General features: G+C 35.4%; 15 protein-coding genes. 6 read left to right on the forward strand and 9 right to left on the reverse strand.

The genetic code is table 11. The features are described from left to right. A partial coding sequence (locus tag FVB9532_RS19770) for a hypothetical protein (protein ID WP_228482368.1) occupies window positions 1-195 on the forward strand: 195 nt, incomplete at its 5' end. A gap of 52 nt (window positions 196-247) precedes the next feature. Beyond that, window positions 248-1,030, forward strand: a complete 783-nt coding sequence (locus FVB9532_RS15200) for a LytR/AlgR family response regulator transcription factor (RefSeq protein WP_194716562.1) — start codon at window positions 248-250, stop codon at window positions 1,028-1,030. Window positions 1,031-1,423: 393 nt separating this feature from the next. On the opposite strand, the gene FVB9532_RS15205 is transcribed toward FVB9532_RS15200, so the two are convergent. From FVB9532_RS15205 to FVB9532_RS15220, 4 genes are all read right to left on the reverse strand, one after another. After that, on the reverse strand, window positions 1,424-2,953 hold the full coding sequence (locus FVB9532_RS15205) for a DUF4301 family protein (RefSeq protein WP_150546041.1): 1,530 nt from the start codon (window positions 2,951-2,953) through the stop codon (window positions 1,424-1,426). Window positions 2,954-3,183: 230 nt separating this feature from the next. Further along, complete coding sequence (gene pnuC / locus FVB9532_RS15210; RefSeq protein WP_150546042.1) at window positions 3,184-3,819, reverse strand: nicotinamide riboside transporter PnuC; 636 nt, start codon at window positions 3,817-3,819, stop codon at window positions 3,184-3,186. Between the two features lie 40 nt (window positions 3,820-3,859). Then, window positions 3,860-4,609: a phosphoglycerol geranylgeranyltransferase gene (locus tag FVB9532_RS15215; protein ID WP_150546043.1), complete on the reverse strand. Its 750-nt coding sequence runs from the start codon at window positions 4,607-4,609 to the stop codon at window positions 3,860-3,862. A gap of 2 nt (window positions 4,610-4,611) precedes the next feature. Next, window positions 4,612-5,244: a 4'-phosphopantetheinyl transferase family protein gene (locus tag FVB9532_RS15220; RefSeq protein ID WP_150546044.1), complete on the reverse strand. Its 633-nt coding sequence runs from the start codon at window positions 5,242-5,244 to the stop codon at window positions 4,612-4,614. 63 nt (window positions 5,245-5,307) lie between these two features. Between FVB9532_RS15220 and ahcY the strand changes: the two genes are divergently transcribed. Beyond that, window positions 5,308-6,624: an adenosylhomocysteinase gene (ahcY, locus tag FVB9532_RS15225; RefSeq protein ID WP_150546045.1), complete on the forward strand. Its 1,317-nt coding sequence runs from the start codon at window positions 5,308-5,310 to the stop codon at window positions 6,622-6,624. A 79-nt stretch (window positions 6,625-6,703) separates the two neighbouring features. On the opposite strand, the gene FVB9532_RS15230 is transcribed toward ahcY, so the two are convergent. The 5 genes from FVB9532_RS15230 to FVB9532_RS15245 all read right to left on the reverse strand — a co-directional run bounded on the left by FVB9532_RS15230 (window position 6,704) and on the right by FVB9532_RS15245 (window position 13,378). Further along, window positions 6,704-7,687 (reverse strand): metallophosphoesterase, encoded by a 984-nt coding sequence (locus tag FVB9532_RS15230; protein WP_194716563.1) that lies wholly within the window; start codon window positions 7,685-7,687, stop codon window positions 6,704-6,706. Continuing rightward, entirely contained in the window at window positions 7,656-8,666 is a 1,011-nt protein-coding gene (locus tag FVB9532_RS15235; RefSeq protein ID WP_150546047.1) for a phytase, read from the reverse strand. Before FVB9532_RS15235 ends, FVB9532_RS15230 begins: the two co-directional genes overlap by 32 nt. Before the next feature lie 169 nt (window positions 8,667-8,835). Continuing rightward, a complete protein-coding gene (locus FVB9532_RS19990; RefSeq protein ID WP_317132301.1) occupies window positions 8,836-9,870 on the reverse strand; it encodes a TonB-dependent receptor domain-containing protein in 1,035 nt (344 codons plus the stop codon). Window positions 9,871-9,873: 3 nt separating this feature from the next. Beyond that, entirely contained in the window at window positions 9,874-11,694 is a 1,821-nt protein-coding gene (locus tag FVB9532_RS19995) for a TonB-dependent receptor (RefSeq protein ID WP_317132298.1), read from the reverse strand. Between the two features lie 178 nt (window positions 11,695-11,872). Further along, a complete protein-coding gene (locus tag FVB9532_RS15245) occupies window positions 11,873-13,378 on the reverse strand; it encodes a tetratricopeptide repeat protein (RefSeq protein WP_150546048.1) in 1,506 nt (501 codons plus the stop codon). Between the two features lie 392 nt (window positions 13,379-13,770). On the opposite strand from FVB9532_RS15245, the gene FVB9532_RS15250 reads away from it, so the two are divergent. The 3 genes from FVB9532_RS15250 to FVB9532_RS15260 all read left to right on the forward strand — a co-directional run bounded on the left by FVB9532_RS15250 (window position 13,771) and on the right by FVB9532_RS15260 (window position 18,290). Continuing rightward, window positions 13,771-14,745: a ribonucleotide-diphosphate reductase subunit beta gene (locus tag FVB9532_RS15250; protein ID WP_150546049.1), complete on the forward strand. Its 975-nt coding sequence runs from the start codon at window positions 13,771-13,773 to the stop codon at window positions 14,743-14,745. 21 nt (window positions 14,746-14,766) lie between these two features. After that, window positions 14,767-16,458 (forward strand): ribonucleoside-diphosphate reductase subunit alpha, encoded by a 1,692-nt coding sequence (locus FVB9532_RS15255; RefSeq protein ID WP_150546050.1) that lies wholly within the window; start codon window positions 14,767-14,769, stop codon window positions 16,456-16,458. Between the two features lie 263 nt (window positions 16,459-16,721). Beyond that, window positions 16,722-18,290 carry a PhoX family protein gene (locus FVB9532_RS15260; RefSeq protein WP_228482369.1) on the forward strand — a complete coding sequence of 523 codons (1,569 nt, stop codon included), beginning with the start codon at window positions 16,722-16,724 and terminating at the stop codon, window positions 18,288-18,290. Window positions 18,291-18,309: the final 19 nt, after the last annotated feature.

The raw sequence follows: 18,309 nt of genomic DNA on the forward strand, positions 1-18,309 counted from the left end.
GGAAGATCGGCTTCCTTAGAGAAGAAAATGAATCAAAAATTTAAGTACAAATCATTATCTTCTGAAATAATTGACGAAAGAATTAAAATCTCAAATAGAGCCATTAAAGGCAGTTTATATGTAATTTATATAGATAAAACTCCTGCAACCCACGGCGAATATGGAACAATAGTTAAAATTATAATTAAATTATAATTTATTCCTTTACTTAGGTAAACAATAACTTTTGAATGATTCAAATATTATTATGGAACAACAACTATCGTCAATATTAATCGACAATGAAAGCGATAATTTAAACTTGTTAAATGAATATATTGAGACCTACTGTTTTGACTATACAAAAGTAATAGGTACTTCCACAAAATTTGAAGATGCGGTAAGGTTAATTAATCAAAAAAAACCAGATCTACTATTCTTAGATATCGAACTAGATCAAGGAACGGGTTTTGATTTGCTCTTAAAAATTGATCCTTATGATTATGTTGTTATTTTCGTTTCTGCCCATGATGAATATATCCTAGAGTCTTTTAAATATAATACGGCCTCTTTCCTGATGAAGCCCATAAATATTGAAGACTTAAAGTTTGCTTGTAGTAAAGTGTTTAAACAAATTAAAGCAAAAAGGTTTACTAACCTAGAACAGATTAAAAGTTTAATAGGTTCTATAAATGTAAATGATCATAGCAGAGAAGGGGTAATAGGGATCATGACTATTCCGGGTGTTTATTCTACCAAATTTATTCGTACGGAGACTATTGAGTATTGTCGTGCAGATGGAAGGTATACCGAATTTTATTTAACCGATGGGACAACGCTGGTTTCTTGCAAAAATATTGGAGACTATGAAAAGCTTCTTCCTTCCAATGTTTTTTTTAGGATACATAAAACTTATATCATTAATCTAAATGTCATCATAGAAATCACTAAAAAGAATGGATATGCTTGTGAACTAAAGAATGGTCAATCACTTCCCATATCAAAAAGAAAATACCTGGAGCTTGTTAAATTTCTCAACATGAGTGTTTAAGCTTCTCTTAAAAACCCACCTGTTTAAAAGTAGAATAATTATTTAAATTTAAACCGTATTATAAGACGGATAGTAAATTTCACCGCAACAGATGGTGAATATTTTAAAAGAATTTGATAAGTGAAAAGCGTACTGATAAGACCTGCCTTTCACAAGACATCTACCCAGCCCTTTTATAAGTGGCGTTAAATATTATGCAGGTATGAACTTTAAAAAGCTTGGTATCTTGAAAGAACTAAAAGAAAAAAAACACAGGTCTCCAATAGATAGATATAGACCGCTTTTTTTTCTTTTGACCAATGGTTGATCAAAGAAGTGCTAAACCCAGCAGAAACGAGCTTAAAACAGCTTTAAATCTGCTTCGTTTAGCACTTCTTCTTTACTGTGCAAAACTTAAACCTGATGGTTTTCATTTAATAAATCAACTACATTCTTCACAGGGTTAAAGGTAATTATTGGAACTTCGACAAACATAGTATTCCAATAGGCCATACCACCGTTCCATAACCCGGGAAGCTCTAAAGCTTTTAGGTTTCTCCCAAATTTAGATTTTTGAGTGATAAAACCTTTCTTTGGATTTACATATTTTGTAAGGTCAAACTTTTCACCTTTATAATTTCTGACGCTACACACTAAATCTACCGGATTAAAATGTGTTGCATTCTGTGCTATTTCATTTTGTGCAGGATCATCTGTATCCATTTGGGCACCTTCAATAATTTGCAAAGAAATATTCCCTTCTCCGTCTTTCACCCAAAATGGTCCTCCGCCGGGAGCTCCTTGATTTTCTACCATCCCACAGATACGAATAGGGCGATCTAAAAAATTACGAACATCTTCTTCGGTTTCGAGTCTTGTTTTCACACTTAATTTTTCTTCGAGCAAATCGTTTGCTGCCGCTAAAATATGCTTGTTAAAGCCATCTTGATCGATTCTGTTGAGGACTTCAAAAATTTTCTCCTGTACATTAATCAATTCTCCGGCTAAAACTTTTTTATAGGAAACAATGGTTTCTAAGTTTTCTTGTTTGATGACATTATCAATATTCTTAATAAAAATAAGGTCGGTATCAAGATCGTTTAGATTTTCGATTAATGCTCCGTGACCACCCGGTCTAAACAAAATTTTCCCTTCATCATCCCGAAAAGGTCGGTTATCAAAATCTACCGCAATGGTATCGGTAGATTTTTTCTGAAAGGAATATTCAATCTCAAATTCTGTTTCGGTTTGTTTTTCTACCCGGTCTTTAATTGCTTGAAAGGTGCTTTTAAATTTTTCCAGATGATCTTCCGTTACCGTAAAATGAAGTTTAGCTTTTCCATCTTTTGCGGCGTATTTAGAAGCTTCTACTAAATGCTCTTCAAAAGCAGTAGCGGAATAATTTTCATAGCCGTGGAAAGGCACTAAGCCTTTAGGTAAGTTAGAAAAATTGAGTCCGTCTTCTTGCAAAAGGGTTTTTACAAAAGTGTATTTTTGTTCATCTTCGGTAAGTTCATGATCATTAGCGTTGCCGTTTTTCACCTCCCCAAGCACTTCTTTATAAAAGGCGAAATTGTTTATTCCATCAAAAAACTTCTTCAGCAAATCTGAATCTTGTTCAGCTAAAAATTTCTCTAAACTTGTATTTTCCGGCCGGTAATCTGTTAAAAACTGATGCAAAGCCTTAAACATTCGGGAAGCGGCTCCACTTGCGGGTATAAATTTAATTCGTTCTAATTTAGAATCGTCATATTTGTTAGAGAATAACTGCACTTCTTCTTTGCTAAACGCTTGAATTCCATCTCCAACATTTGCAGCGCTTACCAATTCTACTTTAGGGATGCCTTCTTTAAAAGTTTCCAATTGATGAATCACGGTTTCTTTATTTAACCCATGATTTTTTATCTGCTCTACATCTTCTTTCGTTAATTCTACTACTGTCATTCTTCTAACTTATGTTGGTTAATCAATAATTGTATATTCAATTAAAATTGAATATGTTTTATTATAATAAATTCGCTTTGGATTTATTATGAAAAGCGGAATGGTAAGTTAAAAAATATAAAGTATTCGTAAAGATGAAGGGGTACTTTTTAACAAACAATTGATAAATAAATGACTTTACTTTCAATAAGTATGAAGTTATTTTATTTCAATCTCTTGGGACTTTCGGCTTACGTAAGAACTTCTACTTTTTTATAAAGTAGTTTTTTCCAAGAAAAATATCCATAAATCGCAATTATGGTTAAAATTAAATAAAGAATAGTACTAAACATTAAACCTTTATAAAAATAAAGCGGAACAGAGATGATATCGCCTACAATCCAATAGATCCAATTTTCTATTTTCTTTTTAGCCATGAGCCACATGCCTACAAAGAAAATAGCGGTGGTAAAAATATCGGTGTACGAATACCAAGCTTCCCATTTATCGAAGACTTCATAAACCAAAACTATGGCTAACATCGTTGCAAAGAAAATCCCAACAGATTGTATATTTTCCCTTTTAGTGGTTTTGGTAATAGGTGTCACATGTTCACCATCTACTTTTCTTGTCCAGACATACCAACCGTATATACTCATAGAAAAATAATAAACATTAATAAGCATATCGCCCAACAGACCATATTGCTGAAGGATATACACGTATATAAGCGTACTTATGATTCCCGTAGGATAAACCCAAATGTTGTTCATCTTCGAGAAAACCACACTTAAAATTCCAAAAACCACTCCGAAGAGTTCTAAAATTAACAAATACGTAGGGATGCCTTCGTATTGTGCAAAAAGCCAATCAAATAGTTCGTTCATTCTTTGTGTGATTTTCTAAACGGGAATAAATTTCTTGATTTTATTTGGAAACCTCAACAGTTTTTGAAGTGGAAGCCGAATTTGAGACCAAAAAAGCGGGGTTATCTTCAAAAGCGGTTCCAACCACCACCATCGTTGCTCCGGCTTGGTAAGCTTGCTTGATTTCTTTTTCAGACCGAATCCCACCTCCTACAATAATGGGAATTGAAACTTCCTTTTTTACGGCAGAAATAACAGCGGTGGAAACTTTAGTTGAAGCACCACTCCCCGCTTCTAAATAAATCAATTGTTTCCCGGAATATTCTCCGGCTAAAGCGGTATTTACAATCGCCTGAATATTTTCTTGTGCCATCGGAAGCGTTTGACTCACACGCTGCACCGAGGTTTCTTTTCCTCCATCGATTAACAAATAAGCCGTCGGGATAATTTCTAAAGAAGTATTTTTTAATTTTTCTACTGATTTTACTTGCTGCTCAATCAGGAACTCAGGATTTCTACCGGAAAGTAATGACAAAAACAAAAGTGCATCGGCTTCGTTGGTGATTTGCGTATAATCTCCCGGAAAAATAATAATAGGCAATTCAGTTTGTTTTTTTAAAAGAACAACCAGTTCTTCCGTCAGCTTTTCTTCTACCTCACTTCCGCCCACAAATAAATGGGTTGTTGCTTTTGGCAAATGCTGAACTAAATTTTCAACTTTTGAAAGATCTACTTTATCGGGATCCATAAGCATTGCCAATAATTGGGAAGAATCCTGAAAGGCCTGTAAGAAATCATTTTTCTTTCGCATACTTATTCTGCTAAAAGTGTATAGACACAAGTAAACCCTTCAAACTCTATATATTTGAGCTTAAAATTGGTTTGTTCGCCTTGGTAATTTAAACGCGCAGTTAATTCTTCATCTTCAAAAGAAAAATCTTCTACATAAATATGATGTAAAAACAATAATCCGGGAATGCCTACCAGTTTATAAATCCCTTCTTTGGCTCCCCATACAATTGTGAGTTTTCTAATTAAAGCTTCTTCATTGGCTAGCGTATGATATTCATCTAACGGTGTAAACTTTTGGGCAATTTTTAAAATTTTCTCCCGCTGCTTTTCAATATCAATACCAATAGGTTTTTTACCAACAATAATCGCAGAGAATTCAAACGAATGGGTAATAGAAATATAATTCCCATCCCGTAAATGGGGTTTGCCTTCATTATCGTAATACAAATCAAAATCGGTATAACCGGCTTGTGCCAATAAGTGCCGAATACTCATAAAACCACGTCGGTGAATTTCTGACTTCATACGATCTACCCGATTCTGGCAATGTTCCGTTAATTTCACATCTTTTGCCAACCATTCATACGGCTCTTCAATCTTCCAAATGAAGACCTTAGTATGTTCGTTTACTGTTATAGTTTTATAAAGAGCCATAAAATTTATAAGATATTATGTATTTTTGCACCAGAAAAATTGCGAAATAACAAATATAAGAATATGAGTACGAAAACAGTGCCTTACACGGCTTATAAAGTAAAAGATATTTCCTTGGCAGATTGGGGACGTAAAGAGATTGAATTGGCTGAAGCAGAAATGCCAGGCTTAATGTCTTTACGGGAAGAATATAAAAACGAACAACCGTTAAAAGGCGCTCGTATTGCAGGATGCTTACATATGACCATCCAAACAGCTGTTCTTATCGAAACCTTAACCGCATTAGGTGCTGAAGTTACTTGGAGTTCTTGTAATATTTTCTCTACACAAGATCAAGCTGCCGCTGCTATTGCTGCCAGCGGAGTTCCTGTTTACGCTTGGAAAGGAATGAATGAGGAAGAATTTAACTGGTGTATTGAGCAAACCCTTTTCTTTGGTGAAGAGCGTAAGCCTTTAAATATGATTTTGGATGACGGAGGTGATTTAACCAATATGGTTTTCGATAAATATCCTGAATTAGCTGAAGGCATTCGAGGATTATCAGAAGAAACTACTACCGGCGTTCACCGTTTATACGAACGTATGAAAAACGGAACTTTAGTGATGCCTGCGATTAACGTAAACGACTCGGTGACCAAATCTAAATTTGATAACAAATACGGATGTCGTGAAAGCGCAGTAGATGCCATTAGACGTGCGACCGATGTGATGTTAGCCGGAAAACGCGTCGTAGTTTGCGGTTATGGTGATGTTGGAAAAGGAACTGCACAATCGTTTAGAGGAACCGGAGCCATCGTTACCGTTACTGAAATTGACCCAATTTGTGCTTTGCAAGCAGCGATGGACGGTTTTGAAGTGAAAAAACTAGAAAATGTTCTTGACAAAGCAGATATCGTGATCACCACTACCGGAAATAAAGATATTGTACGTGGAGAACACTTCGAGGCGATGAAAGATAAAACCATTGTTTGTAACATCGGTCATTTTGATAATGAAATTGATGTCGCTTGGTTAAACAAAAACCACGGAAGCACAAAAGTGGAAATTAAACCACAGGTTGATAAATATACCATCGACGGAAAAGATATTATTTTGTTAGCTGAAGGACGTTTGGTAAACCTTGGTTGCGCTACGGGTCATCCTAGTTTTGTAATGAGTAACTCATTTACCAACCAGACCTTAGCTCAAATTGAATTATGGAACCGTTCAGATAAATACGAGAACAAAGTGTATATGTTGCCTAAGCATTTAGATGAAAAAGTAGCAGCGCTACACTTAGAGAAAATTGGTGTTGAATTAACCGAACTTTCTCAAGATCAAGCGGAATATATTGGTGTGGAAGTAAAAGGACCATTTAAACCGGAATACTATAGATATTAATCTAAAAATAAATATTCTATAAATAGACAAAGCCCGCAAAATTGCGGGCTTTGTCATTTGAAAGTAAATGAAAGAGATTTTATTTGGGTATCTCAACTTTATAAGTTACTTCTCCTTTCCAATTCACTGCTTGAATAAGCATTTTCGAAGATAGCAAACTAATTATCAAAAAACCTTGTTCTGAACGAGAAAATTTTGTGAAATCTGAAATCCCCGTAGGGCGCACTTCAGAACCTGCTCCAGAAACAAAATGGTGGGTATACACCCCAGCCGGTTTTAAATGTTGAATGTCATGCTCGTGCCCTGCAAAATAAACCGGCACCTTATATTTTTCAAACACTTCCTCTAAATGATTGCGAACGTAAGGTTCATCATCTACTCTTTTTCCTGAAGTGTAAAGCGGATGATGCCCGATAACAATATTCCAATCGGCAGTAGAGTTTTTTAAGGTTTTCTCTAACCATTTCTTCTGCTTTAAGGTATCTTGTGTTTTTACCTGTGCATATTTTTCTGCTTGATAATAATCGTCTTCAAACGGATTGGTATCTAAAAAGATGAATTTAGCTTTCGTTTGATCGTCTTCCAACGTCTTTTCAACTTCATAATAATGAGCCGGCATTTTCCAGCGCTGACTTTTATGGGTATAATCGATTTGCGCTTGAACGTTACCACGGTAACCGTGATTTCCTAACACCACATACCACGGACAAAACAGGTTAGAACCGTAATAAATATCTTCGTAACTGCTTTTTAAAAAGGGGTCGTCTATCGAAGCGATCCCGTCGGGATAAAAATTATCACCAACCGAAATAATAAACTCCGGTTCCAAGATAAATCCGGCCTGTTGCATAATATCGGCAACTTCTGCTTGTTTAAAATGTCCGTTTCTACCCCAATCCCCAATCACATAAAAATGATAACCGTCTTCTTCAACCTGAAGCTCTTTTAAATTTTTATTCTCATTTTTATTGTAATATTTTCTTTGTGCTTGAACCCCTAGCGAGCTGAATAATAAACAAGCAATTATTAAATTACTTAGCTTTAACAATCTTTGATAAATCATAGAAATAGAAATTTTTATTATCATTCATGGCTACGAAAAGTCCGTTGGGAAACTTTTCATTTAAATAACCGGTATATACTTCACAACCATCGGTTTCTGTAGTTCCTAAATTTTTAGCAAACAAAAACTCGTTGGTTTTTCTGTCGAAAACATTAAAGGTCCCTTGCTGCTGATCTGAAACAAGAATGTAGCCTTCCCCATCTTTATAAGTCGCAATGGCAATTCCTTCAATATCCCTATTGAAATTTTCTTTTCCAAAGCAAGAAAGTTCTTCGTTACCGGCATCGGGTTCTGCGTAGTATTTCTTTACACAAACTTTTTCATCTGAATAATAAACATAGCCCAATTCTTCATCTACCGCGATAGCTTCAATCTCTTTTTCACCACTAAAGTTTCCAAATTCCCTAACTAATTTAAATTGGATATGATCACCTGCGGGAACTAATTCAAATTGTTGCAAATAGTTGGTTTTAGGTCCGTTTTTTCTTCCCACGATGGCGTAGGCTTTTCCGGTTTTTGGCGATTTATAAATAGATATTCCCATGGGAAAGTTCCACTCATTTTCACGTTTTTCTTGAAAAACCTTAAAACCACCTCGGTCTAAGGGTTTCATATCAGGTACAGAAAATAAGCGGATTTGCTCCCGCTCTCTTTCGGTAAACATTAAAATATCGGTTGTTACAGAATCATTGAGCTTCACCTGATATTCTACATCTACATTGTTAGGGCGCTTCATTCCGCGAAGTGTTTTTTCTTCAATGATTTTCCCGTTTAAATCAAAGGCATAAATGGCCCCATCGGTTTCTTTATCGGTTCCAAAAACAATACTTTCTTCTGTATTCTCTTGATTCACCCAAATGGCAGGATCATCTGTATCGTGCAAAGTGGAATCTGTAATTATATCCGGTTTAATTTCCGGAAGCTGTGTTCCGCAAGAAATAAGACTAATACTTGCTATGGCAATAAATAATTTTTTCATATAAAACATAAGGGTTAAAAGAAAGAAATCATTTAAAAAGTAAGCTACTTCAAGCTGAACTTTTCAACTTCTCCTTAAAATTGTCATGGGATTCTGAAACAAATTCAGAATGACGTATTTTAAGGAATAGCCTTTCAACAATTTCCTTCTTTCATTTTTATTTTTAGGCTTAGTATAAATTGTATTTGAGACCTACGGTTAACCTTCTTTCATAATACTCCATTTGCATGGTTCGGTTACTAGCTCCTTGATAATAACGTAACGGCTGATTGGTAATATTATTTAAGCTTCCGTAAAGACTTAAGTTTTTATTGATGGAAAAGTTGACGTTAAAATCTAAAAAGAACTGTTTATCGTAATAGCGATCTTCAAATGCATTTCCGCCTAATTCATCTAAATAAGCATCAGAAAAGTTAGCTGATAATCTAGCACTGAATTTCTTATCTGAATAGGAAAGCGAAGCGTTAAACATATTAGGAGAAGATCCCGGTAAATCTAACTCGCCACGCTCATCACCGTCTTCGTTTCTAATACCGTTAGCGGTAGAATGAAGGAAGGTATAGTTCGTGTAAATACTAAAGTTTTTAGCAAAACCGGGCAAGAAGTTTAATTGACGCTGAAAAGAAACTTCTGCTCCATAAATGCTTGCATTATCACCATTTAAAGGTTGGTATATATCATAACCGGTAGATTCATCCTGTACTACATAGGTATAAACAAAATCGTTGATGTCTTTATAAAAAACACCTCCTGAAAGCAAACCAACAGATCCAAAATAATATTCTGCCATAAAATCGAAGTTCATTGAGGTGGTCGGATTTAAGTCGGTATTTCCTAACGTAATTTCTTCATCTTCATTATTAATCGCTTGGTAAGGTACCAAGTCTAAATAATTAGGCCTAGCCAATGTATTAGTCCACGCTAAACGCAATACGGTTTTATCGTTAAGATCATATTTAAAATGAACTCCCGGCAATACGTTGGTATAATTACTTTGGTCGTTCACTTGCATTGAACCATCAAAATCACCTTCCTCATCATAAATTACCTCGTTTCCGTTGCTTTCAATATGAGTAGCTTCCACACGAACCCCAGCAAGTACACTTAATTTATCTGATAACTTTTGGTTAGCCATAACATAACCGGCATATACATTTTCTTTTACCTTAAAGTTCTCACTTAGGTATTCATCTTGAACATCTATTTTTTAAAATAAATTTTTATTATCAAAATCTAAACTTCCTAAAAACTCAGGGGAAGCAAAAGTCCCTGGATGGTATTGTTTTCCTGCCAAGAAATCGTCACCCGTATAAGTTCTTGTTCCTACATCTGCCAAAGTTTCTATGTTTAAACCGCTATTTTCTAAGGGTTCGTACTCAAAGAAATTATTATCTCTGTGTTTATTTTTAAATCTTCCACGAATACCAAATTTAATGATACCATCACCGTTACCAAAAAAGTCTGAAGCTAACTCTGCATTAGCAAACATGTTAAAATCTTCTTCTTCGGTATATTGGTATTCTTCGGTTAATTCATCTAACTCAAAATCTGCCAATGAAGGATTTCCAACGGCGGTATGCAAAGGTTTTTTTGAATTGGAAACATCATTATTCACTTGGTATTCTGATGCATAAACCACATAACGTTCATGAGGACGCTCTTCTGAAGCTTTTGCGTAAGAGCCCATCCAATCAAATTTCACATTTCCTAAGATATGATCTCCTCCTAAGGTATAGTTTTGCATACGCTGGTCTTCCAATCTACGGTTTTGAATTCTTCCTCCGGGAATTCCTCCTTTAGTTTCCCGAGTTACTTCTGCAGGAAATCGCGTTAAATTTCCATTGTTAATTTCAAAATCGCCAGCTGCAATATCTTCACCATCTAAAATCTCTGAAGTCATGGCAAATCGGTTCTCACGATCGTCTCTCCAGTTGTACATTGATTTGAAATAGATAGAGTTATTTGGGTTAAAACGATAATCAAAATTAGCCGAGAAACTGCGACGCACACGCTGTACTAAATACTTTCTAATTTCAAATTTTTCGGCATAAGGATTTACCGCTCGTTCTTCTAGGATGTCATCTCCATTGGCATCTAGCAAGCCAGTATTATATTCAAACTCATTGGCCCAATCTGCTTCCACATTATCAGACCCGAAATCATTATCGTTGATGGAAGCCGAAAGCATATACCCGAATTTACCGTCTTTGGTACGGTCACCAATTAAAAAAGAACCATTTAAAATTCGTTTATCGGTGATAAAATTAAGTCCGGAACCTAAGGTAGCCGAAAGCCTAAAACTTTCTGGAGCAGAACGGGTTACTAAATTTACAGAACCACCCAATGCATCACCATCCATATCTGGAGTAACGGCTTTATTAACTTCAATGGTCTGGATCATATCTGACGGAATTAAATCCATTTGAACGTTACGATTATCTCCTTCTGCAGAAGGAATCCTGCTTCCGTTTAAGGTTACGGAGTTAAGTTGCGGAGCCAAACCTCTCACAATAATATTCCTGGCTTCTCCTTGATCAACTTGCATCGTAATCCCCGGAATTCGCTTGGCTGCATCCCCAATATTTGCATCGGGAAACTTCCCAATTTGCTCGGTAGAAACAATGTTGGTAATATTGGTTTTGTTTTTTTGTGAGTTTAATGCTTTGGCCTGGGCACTTAATCCGTTTCCTATAATTTGCACGGTTCCCAAAGTAGTTTCAGCAGCATTCAATACTAATTTTACAGTCGTAGTTTTACCGGCTTCTACTTCTACTTCTTTTGTGATGGTTTCGTAGCCTAAATATTTTACAGCTAATTCGTAGGTTCCTTGAGGAATTTCCAATAAGGTAAATTCTCCGTCAAAATCGGTAACCGTTCCTTTTTTAAGCTGTTGAATCATCACCGAAGCTCCCGGAACGTAAATTCCGTTTTCATCGGTAATCGTACCTCTTACCACCCCTTCTTGAGCGTATAAAAAGCAACAATTGAAAGCAACAAATAATGTTACAAGTGTAATTTTCAAGTTCATAAATAGTCTAGTTTAGTTTGCGATTAAAAACAGCACAAATGTATATTTACCAATTAGTTAACTGTAATTTTAAGCAGCAACAAACAATGAACAAGCGGTGAATTTTATGGCTACTTTAAGGCAACAATTAAGATTTATTTACATTACACTAACAATTAATCAAGACAGTCTCCATTTTTTATAAATTCATAAGAAAATGCACTAATTCTTGTTTGGAATTGATGGGTAACTTTTTTCTTAACCTATACCTGGCGACTCGAACACTATCTGGAGTGACCCGTAAAATGGAAGCGATTTCTTTGGAAGAAAGATTTAAGCGGAGTAACATGGCCAATCGCAACTCAGCAGAACTCAATTTAGAAATGGCCGCTTGAGCAAGATCTTTAAAAAATTGCGGATGTACGTCTTCAAAAAAGTTCATGAACTCATCCCATTCATCTTCTTGCTGAAGGGCAAAATCCAATTCTTTTGCTAAATCTTTAATTTTTGACTGAGTATCCATTTTAGAACGGGAGCTCATTTTTTTTAACGTAGCAGAGAGATCGGAAAGCAATTTGTTTTTCTGAGCAATGTTTAAACTGTATTTAGAAAGCGAAGCGGTTTTTAGCTGAATTTCATCTTGAAGTTTTTTCTCTTCAATGGCTTTTTTCTCTAGCTCTGCTTGTAAAACACGTTGTTCGTATGCCTGAAGTTTGGTTTTTTCTTTTCGTTTTCTATTCATGAACAAAAGCGAAATACCGGAGACCAATAAAACTGCTCCGCCTCCCAGTAACATTAAATTTTGATTGGCTTTGTTAATGGTGTTTTGTTGGGTAAGCAGTTCTATTTTTGCTTCTTTTTGTTCTGTTTCATAAATGGTTTGTAGCACATTTAACTGCCTAAAGTTTTGGGTATAAAATTGCTGCTCTTGAATTTGATTGTATTCCCATAAATGCTCGTAGGCTTTTTTATGGTCTTCCAACAAAGCATAGGTTTTTGCCAAATCTTTATGCGCACTTTCTATTTGGTGTTTCTCGCCAAACTTTTCTGCTAAACGCATTGATTTTTGCGTATACCCCAAAGCCTCTTCGTACCGATTTGTTTTTCGGTACACGTCACCTATATTATTAAGCACATTAATTTGCTTTTCGCTTTTTATTTGCTGAAAATAGGCATACGACTTTAGAAAGTATTCGTGGGCTTTTTCAAACTGATTTAAATCTTCGTAAATACTGCCAATATTTTCGTTAACAATCGCAATCCCTTCTTCATCATTTAAACGGGTAAACAATTCTAAGCTTCGCTGCTGATGTTCTAATGCATGGAGGTAGTTGCCTTCTTTTTCAAAACAGCTTCCTAAAATCTCTTCAGCAATGGCTTCTGCTTTTGTGAATTTTTGCTTTTGGGCACTTTCTATACTTTCCATTAAAAAAGTTTCTGCCTTCTCGTAATTTTTAATAGACAGGTAAATTTTGCCAATTCTGTTTTTCAAAATAACTTGAAGCGAATCTAAGTGCTGTTGTTCAGCCATTTTTAAAGCTGAAGTATATTGATCGATGGCTTCGGTGTAAACTTCCGTTTGCTGAAAAAAATCACCCAACTGAAGATATTTTTCTGTAATCTTTAAAACTGAATTACTTTTCTTGGCAATTTCCAATTCATTTTTATATTGGTAAAAAACCGAATCTTGCAATTCATCATTCAAGCGAAAATTATTTTGCCCTTGCGCTAGAAGATTTACAGAAATTAAAAAGCAAAAAAAAAGTAAAAATGAAACTTCATTATTAAAAATTATCGTGGGGAAATTTGAGTATCCAACAAACTTAACAAACCATTATTATTTCTAGGTTAGAGCAGTATTAACCTATGTTTACTAAATTTTAAATTCACATACAAAACACTCAAAAACAATACCTTACATGATTGTTAATAACCTCTTTAAATCTTTTTTAAAGGAGTTGAAAAATCAACAGAATCATCCCGTAACTTAGTTATCCCGAATTTGTAAAGAAATTTTTCGGCACTTATTTTTCACAAGCCTGATTTCAAAATCTTTACAAAAATGAGGGACAAAATAAACTAAAAACTATATATGCTATGGCCATCTTTGACAGAAGAATTAACTACAAACCGTTCGAGTATCCAGATGTATTACAATTCACAGAAGCGATTAATAAATCGTTCTGGGTACATAGTGAAATTGACTTTACTGCAGACACCCAAGACTTCCATTCTCACTTGGATCTAGCAGAGAAAACTGCTATTAAAAATAGTTTATTGGCCATTGCGCAAATTGAAGTTGCCGTGAAGACCTTTTGGGGAAATCTTTATCAACATTTCCCAAAACCGGAATTTAACGGACTTGGTAGCACCTTTGCTGAATGTGAGTTCAGACATTCTGAAGCTTACTCTCGCCTTTTAGAAGTTTTAGGCTATAATGATGAATTTAGGGATTTATTAGAAGTTCCCGTAATTAAAGATCGTGTAGAATATCTTTCTAAGGCACTGCAAAATGCAAATTCTGAAGACAATAAGCAGTACGTAGTTTCTTTAATTATGTTCTCCATTCTTATAGAAAATGTATCCCTATTCAGTCAATTTGCTATTATTTTATCGTTTACCCGTTTTAAAGGTTTAATGAAAAACGTAAGCAATGTAATTGCCTGGACTTCTGTAGACGAGCAAATTCATGCGAATGCAGGAATATATTTGGTCAATAAAATTAAAGAGGAGTATCCAGACTTTTTTGACGAAGAAACCCTAGCTCATATTCGTGCGACGGTAAAACATTCGTTAGAAGTAGAAAGCAATATTTTAGATTGGATTTTTGAAAATGGAGAATTAGAAAACATCAAGAAAAAAGATCTATTAAATTTCATGAAATTCCGTATTGATGATAGTATGGAGAAAATTGGGATGGACAAAATTTACCATATTACTGCTGAAGAATATGCGCCTATGCGTTGGTTTGAAGAAGAAGTTTTTGCCAATAGCTTAGACGATTTCTTTGCAAAAAGACCGGTAGATTACACCAAGCACGATAAAAGTATTACTGCAGACGATTTATTTTAATTAAAAAACCTGAAGAGAAAAATGTTTACAAGCGAATTACCACTAATACAAGAGAACGATTCACTAAGGAAAAAACTTTGGTGGAAAAATGAAGAAAGCGAACAGATTCTTAACCGCGGTTACCTTTTAAAAGGAGAAACCGTAGAAGGAGCCATTGATAGAATTACTACAGCTGCCGCTAAGAGGTTGTATAAACCGGAATTAAAAGAATCTTTTCAGGAAATGATTGAACGCGGATGGATGAGTTTAAGCTCTCCCATCTGGGCAAATATGGGAACCGAAAGAGGGCTACCTATTTCTTGTTTTAACGTACATATTCCAGATCATATTGAAGGAATTACCCATAAGCTTGGTGAGGTAATTATGCAGACCAAAATTGGTGGTGGTACTTCAGGTTATTTTGGTTCTCTTCGTGCTCGTGGTAGCGCCGTAACAGACAATGGTAAAAGTAGTGGCGCCGTAAGTTTCATGAAACTTTTTGATACCGCTATGGATACCATTTCTCAAGGAGGTGTTCGTCGTGGTGCATTCGCAACTTACTTAGATATTGACCATCCGGATATTGAAGAGTTCTTAAAAATCAAGAATATCGGGAACCCTATTCAAAATCTATTCTTTGGTGTTTGCGTATCCGATTATTGGATGCAGGAAATGATTGATGGCGATAACGACAAAAGAAGGGTTTGGGCCAAAGTATTGGAAAGCAGGCAACAAAAAGGCTTACCTTATATTTTCTTTTCAGATAACGTAAACAGAAACAAGCCTCAAGTTTATAAAGATTTAGGAATGCAAATTAACGCCAGTAACTTATGTTCTGAAATTATGCTGCCTTCTTCTGAAAATGAATCGTTCATTTGCTGTTTATCTTCTATGAACCTTGAATTGTACGATGAATGGAAAAACACAGAAGCGGTTAAATTAGCTACTTTCTTTTTAGATGCGGTGCTGGAAGAATTTATTCAGAAAACAGAAGGGAATTACTATTTATCTTCTGCCAATCGTTTTGCAAAACGCCACAGAGCATTAGGATTAGGAGTATTGGGATGGCATTCTTATTTACAGAAAAACAACATTCCGTTTGAAGGAATGGAAGCCAAAGCAAAAACTACTGAAATCTTTAAACACATTCGCTCAAAAGCAGATAAAGCAACCGAAGAATTAGCAAGGATTTATGGTGAACCTGAAGTTTTAAAAGGTTACGGAAGAAGAAACACCACCACATTGGCCATTGCGCCAACTACTTCTTCATCGGCTATTTTAGGACAAACTTCTCCAGGAATTGAACCTTTCAGCAGTAATTATTATAAAGCAGGTCTTTCTAAAGGAAACTTCATTAGAAAGAATAAATACCTTAAACAATTACTTCAAGAAAAAGGACTTGACAATGAAGATACATGGAGAAACATTATGCTAGATAATGGTAGCGTTCAAAAATTGGAAGAGCTTAGCGATCATGAAAAAGCAGTGTTTAAAACCTTCAAAGAGATAAGTCAGTTAGAGATTATTCAACAAGCTTCTATCCGACAAAAATATGTAGATCAGTCACAAAGTTTAAATATTAATATTCCTTCTGCCGTACCTATTAAAGAAGTAAATAACCTTTTAATCGAAGCATGGAAGTTGGGAGTAAAAACACTTTATTACCAAAGAAGCCAAAGCGTTTCTAAAGAAATGGTTAACAACTTGGTAAGTTGTAGCAGTTGCGAATCTTAATTTTGTAATGTTAAAAAACCAACATAAACAGGCTACCCAGACGGGTAGCCTGTTTACATTTACGCCCAACCCAGTGTTTTATTAAGAAAGACACAAAATTCTTAACATTAGCCTTTATAATCATTCTAAACAATAACAGTTAATTAATAAATTTAACTTTGCCTTAAGGTTTTTATCACTTAAGCTAGAAGTCCAATTAACCTTCTCAAGATCATTTATAGGTAGTTTTACCCAAATCTTAAAAAACTAAAACCTATTCAAAAATGATTACATTTAAAAGACTAATTTTAAATTTTATGTTGCTAAGTGCAATAGCAACTTTCATCACTTCATGTGATGTAGAAGATGGAACTGACGGAATTGATGGAACCAATGGAGTTGATGGTAAAGATGGAACTGACGGCCAAGATGGTGAAGACGGCGAAGACTTTACTCCGGAACCAGGGATGTTTTCAGACAAATCTAACCTAAAGCCACTTGTGGCAATGAAACCACAATTTAACTACGTAAATGCTTATTCATTATTAAGTTCTTCTGATACTTTAAGTAATGATTTTAAATTGGTAGGCGCACAAGATGGTGCAGGATTTTTAAAAGACCCTAATAGTGATGGCTATATGTATATCGTAAATGCAGAAGACACTTACGCAGTTTCAAGAATCATGTTAGACAAAAACCTAACCCCTCTTACCGGTGAATGGTTACTCAACTCTAGCGTTGCTGATTACGCGAGACAATGTAGTGGTACGATGTGGGAAGCAGACATCCACGGAGGCTCACAAGATTTATTCTTATCTGCTTCAGAAAGTATTCATTACGATGTTAAAGGTATTGATCCTCACATGACACCAAACCCAGGTGCAGATTATGGTTTAGATGCACTAGGTGAATTTTCTTGGGAAAATGCAGTACCGCTTCCTCAAGGAGCTTATCCAGGGAAGACCGTAATCATTGGTGGTGATGATGATTCAAGCGGTTCAGAAGGTCAAGTTTCTCTTTACCTATCTGAAAACGGAGATGCCGATCTAGAAAATGGGAAAATTTACGTACTTCGATTCAAAGAGATTTCTGATGGTAATGGCGGAATAGCATCAGCAACTTCTAATCAAATATACAATGAAAGCAGTCTTGATTTCCAACAAACCTATGATGTTGAATTTGTAGAGATTCCTAACGGAAAAAATTTAACTAAAAATGAAATGGAAGATGCCTGTATAGCCGTACAAGCTTCTGCTTTTATGCGTGTTGAAGATGTAGATTACCAAAAAGGATCGACTGCAAACAATCGTAATGTATATTTTGCTGTAACAGGTCGTGGTCCGGGCGCAGGAACTTATAATGACTGGGGTACAGTTTACAAGCTAGAATTAGATGAAAACAACCCTCTTGAAGGGCAGTTAACACAAATTATCAGCGGTAACACCAATAGCAATAATGCTGATGGTAACTTATCTCAATTACAGAGTCCTGACAATATTTGCGTGACTGAAAATTTTGTTTATTTCCAAGAAGATCCAAACTCTTTTAGTAGAGGGCATTCCGCATACATCTATCAATCAGATTTAAACGGTAACAATATTCAGGAGGTACTTGAATTTGTGGTAAGACAAGATCTTGCTCCAAATGGTAGCACTGGTTTAAGCGGTGAATATGGAGCTTTAATTGATATTTCAGATAAAGTTGGAGAGCCAGGTACCTTCATCCTAAACCTTCAACCTCATTACTGGAAAGACGATAGTTTTAAAGGTAGAGACGGCCACACTTTTACAGACGGTACTTACGAAGACAATCAAGGAGGACAAATTGTTTTATTACAAGGTTTACCAAGATAAACTTCTTGAACAAATAAAT

This window comes from Mesonia oceanica (assembly GCF_902499555.1).
Taxonomy (GTDB): domain Bacteria; phylum Bacteroidota; class Bacteroidia; order Flavobacteriales; family Flavobacteriaceae; genus Mesonia; species Mesonia oceanica.

Bases quoted from the DNA above. Each gene is read 5' to 3' on its own strand.
- FVB9532_RS15230 (WP_194716563.1), bottom strand. From the start codon at position 7,687: ATGATTTATCAAAGATTGTTAAAGCTAAGTAATTTAATAATTGCTTGT.
- FVB9532_RS15255 (WP_150546050.1), top strand. From the start codon at position 14,767: ATGTTTACAAGCGAATTACCACTAATACAAGAGAACGATTCACTAAGG.
- FVB9532_RS15200 (WP_194716562.1), top strand. From the start codon at position 248: ATGGAACAACAACTATCGTCAATATTAATCGACAATGAAAGCGATAAT.
- FVB9532_RS15220 (WP_150546044.1), bottom strand. From the start codon at position 5,244: ATGGCTCTTTATAAAACTATAACAGTAAACGAACATACTAAGGTCTTC.
- FVB9532_RS15250 (WP_150546049.1), top strand. From the start codon at position 13,771: ATGGCCATCTTTGACAGAAGAATTAACTACAAACCGTTCGAGTATCCA.
- FVB9532_RS15235 (WP_150546047.1), bottom strand. From the start codon at position 8,666: ATGAAAAAATTATTTATTGCCATAGCAAGTATTAGTCTTATTTCTTGC.
- pnuC (WP_150546042.1), bottom strand. From the start codon at position 3,819: ATGAACGAACTATTTGATTGGCTTTTTGCACAATACGAAGGCATCCCT.
- ahcY (WP_150546045.1), top strand. From the start codon at position 5,308: ATGAGTACGAAAACAGTGCCTTACACGGCTTATAAAGTAAAAGATATT.
- FVB9532_RS15260 (WP_228482369.1), top strand. From the start codon at position 16,722: ATGATTACATTTAAAAGACTAATTTTAAATTTTATGTTGCTAAGTGCA.
- FVB9532_RS15205 (WP_150546041.1), bottom strand. From the start codon at position 2,953: ATGACAGTAGTAGAATTAACGAAAGAAGATGTAGAGCAGATAAAAAAT.
- FVB9532_RS15215 (WP_150546043.1), bottom strand. From the start codon at position 4,609: ATGCGAAAGAAAAATGATTTCTTACAGGCCTTTCAGGATTCTTCCCAA.
- FVB9532_RS19995 (WP_317132298.1), bottom strand. From the start codon at position 11,694: ATGAACTTGAAAATTACACTTGTAACATTATTTGTTGCTTTCAATTGT.